Here is an 11,665-nt window from a genome sequence, read left to right as displayed (position 1 = left end):
CATAAATCTAGGAGGTATTATGAAAATCATCATCTTACATGGTCTTTATATGCATGGGCTGGTCATGCAGCCTCTTAGCCAAAAGCTGAGAAAGCTGGGCTACGAGACCCAAGTATTGAGTTACAACACGGTTTCAATTAATGAAGAATCGCTATTTAACTCCATCGACAAAGCGCTTAACCCGTTGACTGCTAATGTGTTAGTGGGTCATAGCCTAGGTGGCTTGATGATTAAACGATACCTCGCAAGCAGAAAACCATCGACAAGCCTCGTTTCTCACGTTGTTGCAATTGGCTCACCGCTGAAAGGCGCTTCCATCGTGACTCGCATTCAGGATTTAGGTTTAGGTGCGATTCTTGGTAACTCACCATACCATGGTCTGAATAAGCACGAGGACAGTTGGACTTTCCCACAAAAGCTTGGCAGCATCGCTGGCACGATGGCAATTGGTGCGAGACCCATTCTAATGCACAGAGACAACACCATGTCTGACGGTACGGTTACTGTCGATGAGACACGCTTAGAGGGCATGCAAGACCATATTGAGACCAAACAAACTCATACCAGCCTTATATACAACACCTACGTGCCTGCACAGATTGATCACTTTATCAAAACTGATCACTTCAGCCGATAGCGCACTTTTCCATCAAGTAGTTGCAATCTACTTTTCAAGCCAAGGCGTTCGCAGTACTATCCCTACTCCGACCACTCATTTGAGTGTCGGAGTTTTTTACTTCTGACCATATTGGTTGGATTCAATGTTCTCAGGGCGGGGCGAAATTCCCCACCGGCGGTATACTCTTTTGAGTGAGCCCGCGAGCGCTCGATTCGTCGAGGTCAGCAGATCTGGTGAGATGCCAGAGCCGACGGTTATAGTCCGGATGAAAGAGAATAAGAAAACATCAGCGTTTTCCTCAACGTTCTTTGTTGATGAACAATGGTGCACTTCTTTTTGGATCGCATTTTTATTGCGTGGGTTTGTGCCAACTTACCGTTGGCGGCTCAGCGCATGCATAAAATGTGACGATCCCTCATACCGCCCTGATTCTGGTGATATTTAGGAGTTAACCATGAATCAGTCATCACTACTTGCCGAATTTGGCGACCCAATTACTCGCGTTGAAAACGCACTTATCGCACTTAAAGAAGGTCGTGGCGTACTTCTTCTCGACGATGAAGATCGTGAAAACGAAGGCGACATCATTTATTCCGTAGAGCACTTAACCAATGAGCAAATGGCTCTTATGATCCGCGAATGCAGCGGTATTGTTTGTCTGTGTCTGACCGATGCTCAAGCAGACAAGTTGGAACTGCCACCAATGGTTGTAAACAACAACAGCGCAAACCAAACGGCTTTCACGGTTTCTATTGAAGCAAAACATGGTGTAACAACTGGCGTTTCTGCCGCTGACCGCGTGACGACCATCAAAACAGCTGCTAATCCAAATGCAAAACCAGACGACTTGGCTCGTCCTGGTCACGTGTTCCCGCTGCGCGCTCGTCCAGGTGGCGTAATGACTCGCCGTGGTCACACAGAAGGCACTATCGATCTAATGCAAATGGCAGGTTTGCAGCCTGCTGGCGTGTTATGTGAGGTGACAAATCCAGATGGCACTATGGCAAAAACACCAGAGATCGTCGCGTTTGGTCGTTTACACAACATGCCAGTACTGACCATCGAAGATATGGTTGCTTACCGTAATCAATTTGATTTGAAGCTAGCGTAATCAACACGTATTTGCTCTAGTAAAAAGCCGCTGAACTCAGCGGCTTTTTTGATCGATTTGGTTCCTTTTCTAGTAGTTATACTTAGTAAAAATAAAAGGAATCAACATCATGAAAGGAATTACTCGCAGCGCACTTATCGCGACACTACTCTCCACCAGCTCTTTGACTTTTGCATCGAGTTGCCCAGATATCTTGCAAGGTAAGCAACGACTTCTCAATTCAACAGAAGAAATAGCCCTGTGTGATGCCTTTAAAGGCAAAACACTATTGGTTGTGAACACCGCGAGCCAATGCGGCTTCACTCCCCAATTCGAGCAACTGGAACAGCTACACCAAACGTACAAAGATCAAAACTTTTCAGTTGTCGGCTTTCCTAGTAACGACTTTCGTCAAGACCGTGGTAGCGAAGAGAAGACCGCAAAAATCTGTTACCTCGACTATGGTGTCACCTTCCCTATGATGGCTAAAACGTCTGTCCTAGGTGAGGATGCAAATCCAGTATTTACCCAGATCAGTACCCAAGCGGGCATTACACCGAAATGGAACTTCTACAAGTTCTTGATCAATAAAGAAGGCAAAGTCGTCGCGACCTTCCCAAGCTCAACCTCTCCAACAAGTACTACGCTTACTAACATGATTGAACAGCAACTGTAAGGAAGGCTGCTATGACAACCACACGTACGACGATGTTGCAATTGGGTTATTTGGGGCTGTTGCCATTTCTGTTCAGCTTGGTTCTCATCGTTACGGAAAGAACTTTGTTTAACTTGTCTGGGGAACAATTTTTTATCGCTTACAGTGCAGTGATTTTGAGTTTTCTCTCAGGGGTACTTTGGGGCAATGCTATTGATCATTTTTATCACCGCTTGAGTCGCAATGCATTGGTGCTCAGTAATTTATTTGTACTACTCGCTTGGGGAGCGCTACTACAAGGTAACAAACACTATTTGATTGCAACTCTGTTATTGGCTGCTGGTTACATTGCCGTTTGGTACGCGGAAAAGCTGATTCGGAAAATAGAAAAAGAGGCGGAGCCAAAAGGTTACCAGATGATGCGAGGCAAGCTCACGACAGGCGTAGTGCTCATGCATGGGTTGGTTTTAATTGCATAATCTGGTCTGTCCACCTACCAGATCACAAAATTACTGTTGTTATATAAAACAATGTTCATTTCGTGAACCTATAGCAATTTTGAACACTGTTTTGTTCCAATTATGAACAGGCAAGCATATAAGTACTCAAAAGCATTCACAAAGGATATGAATATGTTTTTTCGTAAACTTCTTTTTAGTACTGCAGTTATCAACGCAACAGCAGGTTGCGTGTCTTACCAAGCTCATCAAGCTGCGGTCAATACGGTGAATAACACTGGCGTGGTTTTAAATACCGTGGTGAAAACCACTATAGCCCAACCTTGTAACGTTGCCGTCACCATGGCGAGCTTGTTTTACCCAAACGCGATCTTTATGACCGATATGCCAACAGCAGCTTGCACAGCCGTCCTACGCTAGAGCGAACAAAACAAAAAAATGGCGACCTCATTGGTCGCCATTTTTCATTTTATAATTAAAGCGTTAGTAAGTAGTTTACCAACTTGTTGTACTCATCGTAGCTTCGGATTTCGTTCGGTAATACGATGTACTTGTTGTTAACAACCACCCCCGGAACACCAGTCAACGTACTTTGCTTAAACTGCTTATCGAAACCCTTTTGCATCGAGTTTACGGCAAAGCTGTTGTATGCCGCATCAAATTTCTTACCATCTACCCCATTGTCCACAAAGATTTGCTTCAATTCAGCTTCATTTTGAGGTGCTTGACGTTTCTGGTGAATTTGAGCAAACATCGCCGGTACCATCGTCTTCTCTACGCCCAAAGACACCATTGTCGCGTATGACTTCGCCATCGGCACCGCCATATTGCCGCCCATAAATGCGACATGTACTTTCTCAAAACTCGCGTCTTTTGGTAGCGATGGTTTTAGGTTATCGATGACTGATTCAAATTTGTAACAGTGTGGGCAATAGAAAGAGAAAAATTCGGTTACTGTCGGTTTCTTCGACTTCTCTACGTCCAACACTTTGTAATGTTTACCCGCTTCAAATTGCGCAGCGTGAGCAGTGAATGCCAGTAATAGAGTGCTACAAAGAGCAAATAGCTTTTTCATGTTTGATTCCTTCAGGCACACGTGTGCCGTATTCATTAGTGAGTTTTTTAAAAGCCCAGCAGGGCTGGTTTGTGATGAATAAAAGGATCAAACAATAGGAGGACGGTAAGGTTTATAAACCACAGTCACTGCTTTCGGTGTGGATGACTTATCGATCAGTGCGAGGCTATGCGGGAGCAAGATGACATCATCTTGCAAAAGGTTAGTTGGAATTTTCACGATACAGGAAGAGCTGCAACTGGTATGTGCTTGCTGCCCTTTTTCCATCAAGTGATCACTATGGTGCGACTCGATGCAATCCTTATTATCTACACCCATTTTTTGATGAAGTTCAGCGACAGGGTCTTTGTTTGAACTCACTTCAATTGGTGCTGTTGCTGCACGCACACTCGACACGACACCCGTTAGCAACATGGCTAATAGACAAAGCATTGTCGTCAGGAATGTACGGTTAAAACTCGGCATACAACTTCTTCAAAATATGGTGAATCTTCATCATACAGAATCCTTCTTTTCATACAAGCCAATCACTTAGTAGCACGTTCACAAACCAGAGGATTCTGACACTCGATACCGACTGCAATGCCGATAACACTTGAAATCCTTATGAAACCTGAGTAATAGTTAGATCAGTTTTTGTACAAACAAGGAAAGATTAATGCTTAAAAAGAGATTCTTTAAAACAAAAGACGAAGTCGAAGTCACGTTCGAGCTAGACAAAAACCAGTGGGAGTCGATTCAAATTGCAGGCGACTTTAACAACTGGCAACCAGAACCAATGAAGCTCGTGAAGAAAAGTGGACAGTTTAAATTTAAAACACGCTTGCCGAAAGAACAGAATATTCAGTTCCGTTACCTATTTAACGAAGCTGAGTGGGAAAACGACCCACAAGCGGATGCCTACGTACCAAATGGTTTTGGCAGTGATAACAGTGTCGTGTGCACTCAAGAGCAACCAGCTTAATCACACAGACAGAAAAGATAGGCGTACTCAGTGCGCCTTTTTTATCGCCAATTTTTCATCGAGTTACCATTAATTGTTGCTATACAACAACAGTGTTTTACCTAAAGTGATATATATCAACAAAAGCCATTTCCTTAATATACCCACATCGCAGCGAGATAGATGTTCTTAACTAAAAGCTGCTCTCATACAAAAGCAACTCTCAAACAAAGAGATGAAGGAAACAAAAGATGAAAAAACTGATTGTAATTACAGGTGCAAGTTCTGGTATCGGTGAAGCAATTGCCCGTCGTCTAAGCGATGAAGGTCACCCACTTCTTCTTCTTGCTCGTCGTGTAGAACGTTTGGAAGCCCTAAACCTGCCAAACACGCTATGTGAGAAAGTAGACGTAACAGACAAGTCTTCATTTGAAGCTGCGATTGCGAAAGCGGAAGAGAAATTTGGTCCAGCTGATGCACTAGTAAACAACGCAGGTGTGATGCTACTTGGTCAAATTGACACACAAGATGCATCAGAATGGAAACGCATGTTCGACGTGAACGTACTTGGTCTGCTAAACGGCATGCAGTCTGTGCTTGCACCAATGAAATCACGTAACAGCGGTACTATCATCAACATCAGCTCAATCGCAGGCAAGAAAACGTTCCCTGATCACGCAGCTTACTGTGGTACTAAATTTGCGGTTCACGCGATTTCTGAAAACGTTCGTGAAGAAGTTGCAGCATCGAATGTTCGTGTAACAACAATTGCCCCTGGTGCGGTAGAAACCGAACTGCTTTCTCACACAACATCGCAAGAAATCAAAGATGGTTACGGCGCATGGAAAGAGGACATGGGCGGCGTTCTTGCTGCTGATGACATCGCACGTGCAGTTGTATTTGCTTACCAGCAGCCACAAAACGTTTGCATCCGTGAAATTGCATTAGCACCAACTAAGCAACAGCCTTAATCTATACGATTTTAAGACGACGAAATTCAAAAAGCGGCTTCAAAGCCGCTTTTTCTCTTTATGTAATCAACGCTCTTCATGTAATCAGCAATCTTCGGTAAATGAGGCGACCGTAACGCTACCGCCGGAGACAGCATCTTTGTAATAAACGTAGCATTTCTTGTGCCACACGTTATCTTTCGTAAAGCCAATAAACGCTTCCCTACCCGCGGCATCACTGCCTTTGTTTGTAACGTAAACTTGCTCAGCATCGATATTAAAGCTCCGCAAAACATTATCTCGGTGTGCAGTGGGATACCCATTACAGGTATAAATGTCATCGATATAGGTATAACACTGGTTTTCAAGGCCTTGAGTCAGGGCCTTAGAGAACACAATATCCGAGCCTGTTTTCATCACCGCTTCGATTTCTTTTAATTTTGCCACGCGTCCATCACTAAAAAAACCTAAAATTCGAGGTGCAGAAGTGACAGACACGAGGGCCAATACAACGACAACAATAACCAGCTCTAACAAAGTAAACCCTTTGCTTCTCCTCATAATCTATCTCTCTACAAATCCAAGCAAGCCACCAAAGTAATGAAGAAAATTATTTCATAACCACACAGTCGCCACGTAAGCGTTTGTAAGAGGTCGTGCACTTCGTAGACAAAAAAGCCGAGCAGTTGCTTGCTCGGCTCAATCGGCTAACGCTGAAGAAGAAACCTTCTTTACTTCCTCGGCTTAATCGTTCGATAAGCCACATCAGTTAGGTAGTCATTTAGGCGATGTGATGCCGTGACCGCTTCCTCGGCATCAGTATGGCTGACAGCGCGTAAAACGGCAGCATGAAGAGAAGATGCTTCAACCAAATCTGAGTCTTGGTTTTTAAATGCAAACCAAAAGCGACGGGATAAACCTTGTAGTGGTGCCATCGCTAACTGTAGATATTCATTACATGCAGCTTTGACGAGCAAGGTATGGATTTCTTTAAGTAAAGACGCGTAAAGCAGGTCATCTTTGTTTTCTGCACAAGCTTCTAACTGCTCAGCCAACATTAACATCTGCTGCTTCTCTTCAACACTTGCTCGCGAGGCAGCGTAGTTGACACATAAGGCTTCAATGTCGCGACGGACTTCTAGGATCTTTAGTTGGCTCTCGACAGAGATTGCTGGGATTTGAATTCCACGTCGCGGGTGGATCTCAACCATACATTCATAAGCCAATCTTTGTAACGCTTCTCGAACTGGCGTTCGCCCAAGCTCTAACTCTTCTGCCAACTGCTTTTCACTGACCATACTCCCTGGTTCTAATTCGCGGAAGATGATCATTTTTTCAAGTTTGCTGTATGCAACTTCTGTCTTATTGACTGAATTTACGGTCATTCTCGTTCCTATTCCATTGATCAATCTTTTAGTGAGCAATCTCACGATAAGAAGTTTTGCCATTGTACCAAAAAAAGAAATACGAATATATTAAAAACATACAACTGATATATCAGATGAACATCAGTCATCTATTAGTGAGGTAAGAATGAAATCTTGGAACATTATCCGTCGTTATGAACACACTCCTGACCTACCTGTTTTGGCTGAAGTAGAAGTGCTAGTCATTGGCGGAGGTCCTGCTGGTGTTGCCGCAGCTGAAACGGCTGGTCGTCTAGGTAAGAACACTTGGTTAATTGAGAAATACGGTTTTTGCGGTGGTGCTGCCGTCGCGGGCTTATCTGGCACTATTTGTGGTATGTACATGGCATCGGACGATGAAAATGCACAGCCAGAACAAGTAGTATTCGGTTTTACAGAACGTTTTCGTCAAGCATTAGAAAACAAAGGTGGTGTCACTGCTCCACAGCGTTACGGTAAAACGTACACAGTGACGCACGATCCTTTGATGTGGCGTGAAGTTGCTGATGATTTCCTAGAGCAAGCAAATGTCAAAACTCTATTCCATACGTCAGTCACTGGCGTGATCATGGAAGGTGACACATTTAAAGGCGTGATCATCGAATCAAACGCAGGTCAAAGTATCATCTTAAGTAAACAGATCATCGACGCTTCTGGTGATGCTGCTGTGGTAGCTCGTGCGGGCATGGATTATTACTTTGGCGACAATGGTCGTATCCAAAACCCAACCATGTTCTTCCGTTTTGGCGGTGTCGATATGGACACTTATCTCGACTACTACGGTAACGACACGATCTGCCCTCCAAAAGTCACCGAAAATATTCTTGCAGCCAACGAAAGCGGCGAATACCAGTTGCCACGTCATAAGATTTGGATTTTTCCGACCACACGCGCGAATGAGCTGATGGTTAATGCGACACGCCTTGCAGGTCAAGATGGACGCATGCTGAACGTCATTGATCCTGAAGATTTCACAGAAGCCGAAGTGTTCGGTCGTCGCCAAGTTCGTGAGTACGCCCGTTTCTTGAATAACTTTGTTCCTGGTTGTGAACAGGCATTCGTTGTCGACACCGGTGTAGAAGTCGGCATTCGTCAAACGCGCTCTATTGTTGGTATCGAAACGCTAACTAATGAAGACGTTGTTAACTGTCGCAAGCGTGAAGACGGTATTTGCCGTACCCCTTGGCCTATTGAATTGCACTCCGGCGATAAACCAAAACTGCACTGGCTAATTAACGATTATTACGACATTCCATTCCATACGCTAGTGCCAGTGGTTGGTGAAAACATCATTGTTGCTGGTCGATGCTTGAGCGCTGAACACGAAGCGCTTGCTTCTGCTCGCGTCACCGCGCAATGCTTTGAGCTTGGTCATGCAGCTGGCGTTGCTGCTGCACAAGCGATTGATACAAATACGGCGATTCGTGACTTAAATGTCGCGGAGATTCGCGCCACCATGATTAAAAATGGCTCACGCCTGTAAGGACTGAAAAATGACCGATCTAAAAATTGAACGTGTAGAACTTTACGCTGTAGCAGACCGCGATGCAGCACCTGTACCATGGGCAGATAACCAAGAACCTTTGTTATACACCAATAACATCGTCCGTCTAATTTGTAACGATGGTACAGAGGGGTTAGGCGCAACAATCAGCTACACAGAGAACGATTTTGACCGCTGCATTATCGAATCTCAACGCACCATAGTTCCAGGTTTACTGGGTAAAAATCCATTGGCAACTCAAGAGCTCTACAACTGGTTAATGGCGCGTTGTACTTGGGGTGGTCTGCCGGCTAAAGCGCCAATTGATATTGCAGCATGGGACATCAAAGGCAAAAAAGCGGGCATGCCTCTTTACATGCTTTTAGGTGGCGCTCGAAACAAAATGTTGTCTTACGCATCGACGCCAATGTTCGACACCGTAGAAGAGTACTTCCCGTACCTAGACGACTGTATTGCACACGGCTTTAAAGCAATCAAGCTTCACTGCTACTGCGTGTACGAAAAGGACGTTGCCCTTGTTGACGCAGTTCAGGCTCGTTACGGCAAAACAGGCATTCGATTCATGCTTGATACGGCAACCTTCTACACGCCAGAACAAGCAATGGCAATGGCCAAACGCCTAGAACGCTACCACTGGGAATGGTTAGAAGCACCGGTTTCTGATTACGACTACAACACTTATAAACGCCTAGTTAAAAACACTGACCTTGAGATTTCTAGTCATGGTAACTGCTTGTTAACACTGCAAGAAGTGACCTATGCATTATCACAAGAGATGTGGTCTGACATTCGCCAAGACGCGACGGTTTGCGGTGGTATTACACCTCTAAACAAATGCTTCCACATTGCAGAGGGCTTCTCTAAGAACCTAGAGATCCAATCAATGGGTTACACGCTAACGCAAGCCGCAAACCTGCACGTCGCTCTTGCGCACAACAACTGCAAATTCTTTGAACAGTTCTACCCTTACGAAGACTTTGAGCTAGCGTCGAAAACCGTTATCCGCACCGACAAAGAAGGTTATGTCCGTGCTCCTGAAGGCAATGGCTTAGGTGTTGAAATGGATTGGGACAAAGTGAAAGAAATGTCTGTGGCGTCGTACGTTTTCGAATAAACCGCATGCTTCATGACATAAACAATTAATACAGAGACAGCAAAAGACTGACATCCCTCTAACCCTACACTGTCTGCCTTTCTAATTACTCGTATGGGAACGGGAGAAAGGCAGACACCCTGAGTGTCAGTGACAATAAACAAGGCCGTCCGAGTATTCTCATTAATAGACAATATTGGAAAGTCACAATGAAATTGAATACTTCAGAAATCGACTGGAAACTTACTTTTGGCAGTTTTGGATTTGTACTGCTTCTAGGTATTCTTGCAGTGGTATACCCAGAAGCCGTAAAAAGCACCATGAGCGGCATGCTAGATTTTACCGTCATTAACTTCGGTTCTGGTTTCCTTTGGTACACACTTTTTGCAACAGGTGCCCTATTGTTCCTCGCCTTTTCTAAATATGGCGATATTCGTATGGGCGACACCAAACCTAAGTTTACGAAATTCCAACTATTCGCAATGGCATTGTCTGCGGGCATGGGTGCAAGCACCATGTACTGGGGCTTTATTGAAGCGGTATACTACTTCATGGACCCTCAGTTCGGTATTACAGATAAAGCCATGGCAATGGAATACGCTACAGCTTACAACATGTTCCACTGGGGCGCTGCAGGCTGGTTTATCTACCTCATTGTAGCCATCCCATTCGCCGTCGTATTCTACCTAAAGAAAAGCCGTCGAATGAGCTTAAGTGGTGTCATTAACTCACTGTTTGATGACCGATTACCGGTTTGGGCACAAAAGTTTATTGACCTACTGTTTATCATCACAACGCTTGCCGCAACCGCATTAACATTAGGTTTGGGCATCCCGATGATTTCCTCTAACCTAGCGAGCTTAACAGGCATACCAGACAATTTAATGTTGGGTATTGGCGTTATCCTTGGGTTGTCAGTGATCTTCTCTCTCAGCTCTTACATCGGCATTGAGAAAGGCATGGCCCGCCTATCTAGTGCAACCATTTATATCTGTGCAGCGTTTGTTGGTATCATCTTCATCATCGGACCATCAGCTCTGATCATGAACAACTTAACCAATGGCATTGGTATCATGTTGACTGAATACATCCGCATGAGCACCAACACAGATCCATATGGCACAACGTTGTTCCCTCAATACTGGACGGTATTCTTCCTAGCGAACTGGATTTCTTACTCACCGGGTGTAGGTGTCTTCATCACTAAGATCATCCAAGGTCAGAAGCTAAAAGACGTGGTTCTCATCCTCGTGATTGGCGGCACAATGGGCTCTGCGGTTATCTTCGGTGTATGTGGCACCTTCTCAATGGATCTTGTAAACAACGGCGTCGTTGATGGTGTCAAACTGATTGGTGAAGGTCAGCCAACTGAGTTGGTGAAGCAAGTATTTGACTCAACATCTATTCCAATGTTGCTAACTGCTATCTACCTAGTCACGATGATTCTGTTTACAGTAACAACACTAGATGGCACCTCGTATTCACTAGCAGGCATCGCAACTAAACAGCTAGATGAAGAAGCAAACGTAAACCCAATGTTTCGTCTGTTCTGGTGCTTATTGCTAACTGCACTACCAATCATCTTCTTACTGATTAATGCTGACTTGAATATCCTTAAAGCGTTCCCTGTACTGATCATCGTATTGATCGTGCCAGTGTTCTTCATCGCGGCGGTTAAAACACTCCAATACCTTAAGCAAAACTACGGACAAATTATGGAGCATCAACGCCAACAAGACGAACTTCTTGCAAAACAAGCACAAGAGCAACAAGTTGAAGTAACAAACTCGACACCCGCTCCTCAAGCTAGCTAGCATCGACTTCTAACTCTCAAAAGCTCCGATAAACGTCGGAGCTTTTTTTATTGGTTGT

At 44.5% G+C, this 11,665-nt stretch carries 14 protein-coding genes and 1 riboswitch; of the genes, 10 read left to right on the top strand and 4 right to left on the bottom strand.

Features of this window, described 5'->3' with window-relative positions; translation table 11 throughout:
• Positions 1–19 precede the first annotated feature (19 nt).
• From J4N44_RS19845 to J4N44_RS19825, 5 genes are all read left to right on the top strand, one after another.
• A complete protein-coding gene (locus tag J4N44_RS19845; protein ID WP_005453520.1) occupies positions 20–637 on the top strand; it encodes a lipase family protein in 618 nt (205 codons plus the stop codon).
• A gap of 122 nt (positions 638–759) precedes the next feature.
• A riboswitch (FMN riboswitch) is annotated at positions 760–900 on the top strand.
• A gap of 173 nt (positions 901–1,073) precedes the next feature.
• Entirely contained in the window at positions 1,074–1,730 is a 657-nt protein-coding gene (gene ribB / locus J4N44_RS19840; RefSeq protein WP_005453519.1) for a 3,4-dihydroxy-2-butanone-4-phosphate synthase, read from the top strand.
• Positions 1,731–1,839: 109 nt separating this feature from the next.
• Positions 1,840–2,385 carry a glutathione peroxidase gene (locus tag J4N44_RS19835; protein ID WP_009696257.1) on the top strand — a complete coding sequence of 182 codons (546 nt, stop codon included), beginning with the start codon at positions 1,840–1,842 and terminating at the stop codon, positions 2,383–2,385.
• Positions 2,386–2,396: 11 nt separating this feature from the next.
• Complete coding sequence (locus J4N44_RS19830) at positions 2,397–2,843, top strand: DUF3429 domain-containing protein (protein ID WP_005453517.1); 447 nt, start codon at positions 2,397–2,399, stop codon at positions 2,841–2,843.
• A 153-nt stretch (positions 2,844–2,996) separates the two neighbouring features.
• Positions 2,997–3,242: a hypothetical protein gene (locus tag J4N44_RS19825; RefSeq protein WP_005453516.1), complete on the top strand. Its 246-nt coding sequence runs from the start codon at positions 2,997–2,999 to the stop codon at positions 3,240–3,242.
• Between the two features lie 55 nt (positions 3,243–3,297).
• Here the strand turns inward: J4N44_RS19825 and J4N44_RS19820 are convergent, their stop codons facing one another.
• Entirely contained in the window at positions 3,298–3,897 is a 600-nt protein-coding gene (locus J4N44_RS19820; RefSeq protein WP_005453513.1) for a thiol:disulfide interchange protein DsbA/DsbL, read from the bottom strand.
• A gap of 87 nt (positions 3,898–3,984) precedes the next feature.
• Entirely contained in the window at positions 3,985–4,362 is a 378-nt protein-coding gene (locus tag J4N44_RS19815) for a hypothetical protein (protein ID WP_172581393.1), read from the bottom strand.
• Between the two features lie 193 nt (positions 4,363–4,555).
• Between J4N44_RS19815 and J4N44_RS19810 the strand changes: the two genes are divergently transcribed.
• Both J4N44_RS19810 and J4N44_RS19805 read left to right on the top strand, forming a co-directional pair.
• On the top strand, positions 4,556–4,861 hold the full coding sequence (locus J4N44_RS19810; RefSeq protein WP_009696260.1) for an isoamylase early set domain-containing protein: 306 nt from the start codon (positions 4,556–4,558) through the stop codon (positions 4,859–4,861).
• A gap of 230 nt (positions 4,862–5,091) precedes the next feature.
• Entirely contained in the window at positions 5,092–5,811 is a 720-nt protein-coding gene (locus J4N44_RS19805; protein ID WP_005453507.1) for an SDR family oxidoreductase, read from the top strand.
• Between the two features lie 84 nt (positions 5,812–5,895).
• Here J4N44_RS19805 and J4N44_RS19800 read toward each other — a convergent pair whose 3' ends face one another.
• A complete protein-coding gene (locus J4N44_RS19800) occupies positions 5,896–6,351 on the bottom strand; it encodes a prepilin-type N-terminal cleavage/methylation domain-containing protein (protein WP_005453505.1) in 456 nt (151 codons plus the stop codon).
• 170 nt (positions 6,352–6,521) lie between these two features.
• Positions 6,522–7,175, bottom strand: a complete 654-nt coding sequence (locus J4N44_RS19795) for a GntR family transcriptional regulator (protein ID WP_005453503.1) — start codon at positions 7,173–7,175, stop codon at positions 6,522–6,524.
• A gap of 148 nt (positions 7,176–7,323) precedes the next feature.
• On the opposite strand from J4N44_RS19795, the gene J4N44_RS19790 reads away from it, so the two are divergent.
• The 3 genes from J4N44_RS19790 (at position 7,324) to J4N44_RS19780 (ending at position 11,607) form a co-directional block, all read left to right on the top strand.
• A complete protein-coding gene (locus J4N44_RS19790; RefSeq protein WP_009696263.1) occupies positions 7,324–8,679 on the top strand; it encodes an FAD-dependent oxidoreductase in 1,356 nt (451 codons plus the stop codon).
• 10 nt (positions 8,680–8,689) lie between these two features.
• Entirely contained in the window at positions 8,690–9,814 is a 1,125-nt protein-coding gene (locus J4N44_RS19785) for a mandelate racemase/muconate lactonizing enzyme family protein (RefSeq protein WP_009696264.1), read from the top strand.
• A gap of 188 nt (positions 9,815–10,002) precedes the next feature.
• Positions 10,003–11,607 (top strand): BCCT family transporter, encoded by a 1,605-nt coding sequence (locus J4N44_RS19780; RefSeq protein ID WP_005453498.1) that lies wholly within the window; start codon positions 10,003–10,005, stop codon positions 11,605–11,607.
• The last annotated feature ends 58 nt before the right edge of the window (positions 11,608–11,665 follow it).

The sequence above is a fragment of the Vibrio sp. SCSIO 43155 genome (assembly GCF_023716605.1).
Taxonomy (GTDB): Bacteria; Pseudomonadota; Gammaproteobacteria; order Enterobacterales; family Vibrionaceae; genus Vibrio; species Vibrio harveyi.
The sequence above is the reverse complement of the archived record's forward strand: the minus strand, read 5'-3'. Positions and strand labels throughout refer to the sequence as shown.

What these genes read in the sequence shown, in the direction of transcription:
- J4N44_RS19845 (WP_005453520.1), top strand. Translation starts at nt 20, where the DNA reads ATGAAAATCATCATCTTACATGGTCTTTATATGCATGGGCTGGTCATG.
- ribB (WP_005453519.1), top strand. Translation starts at nt 1,074, where the DNA reads ATGAATCAGTCATCACTACTTGCCGAATTTGGCGACCCAATTACTCGC.
- J4N44_RS19835 (WP_009696257.1), top strand. Translation starts at nt 1,840, where the DNA reads ATGAAAGGAATTACTCGCAGCGCACTTATCGCGACACTACTCTCCACC.
- J4N44_RS19830 (WP_005453517.1), top strand. Translation starts at nt 2,397, where the DNA reads ATGACAACCACACGTACGACGATGTTGCAATTGGGTTATTTGGGGCTG.
- J4N44_RS19825 (WP_005453516.1), top strand. Translation starts at nt 2,997, where the DNA reads ATGTTTTTTCGTAAACTTCTTTTTAGTACTGCAGTTATCAACGCAACA.
- J4N44_RS19820 (WP_005453513.1), bottom strand. Translation starts at nt 3,897, where the DNA reads ATGAAAAAGCTATTTGCTCTTTGTAGCACTCTATTACTGGCATTCACT.
- J4N44_RS19815 (WP_172581393.1), bottom strand. Translation starts at nt 4,362, where the DNA reads ATGCCGAGTTTTAACCGTACATTCCTGACGACAATGCTTTGTCTATTA.
- J4N44_RS19810 (WP_009696260.1), top strand. Translation starts at nt 4,556, where the DNA reads ATGCTTAAAAAGAGATTCTTTAAAACAAAAGACGAAGTCGAAGTCACG.
- J4N44_RS19805 (WP_005453507.1), top strand. Translation starts at nt 5,092, where the DNA reads ATGAAAAAACTGATTGTAATTACAGGTGCAAGTTCTGGTATCGGTGAA.
- J4N44_RS19800 (WP_005453505.1), bottom strand. Translation starts at nt 6,351, where the DNA reads ATGAGGAGAAGCAAAGGGTTTACTTTGTTAGAGCTGGTTATTGTTGTC.
- J4N44_RS19795 (WP_005453503.1), bottom strand. Translation starts at nt 7,175, where the DNA reads ATGACCGTAAATTCAGTCAATAAGACAGAAGTTGCATACAGCAAACTT.
- J4N44_RS19790 (WP_009696263.1), top strand. Translation starts at nt 7,324, where the DNA reads ATGAAATCTTGGAACATTATCCGTCGTTATGAACACACTCCTGACCTA.
- J4N44_RS19785 (WP_009696264.1), top strand. Translation starts at nt 8,690, where the DNA reads ATGACCGATCTAAAAATTGAACGTGTAGAACTTTACGCTGTAGCAGAC.
- J4N44_RS19780 (WP_005453498.1), top strand. Translation starts at nt 10,003, where the DNA reads ATGAAATTGAATACTTCAGAAATCGACTGGAAACTTACTTTTGGCAGT.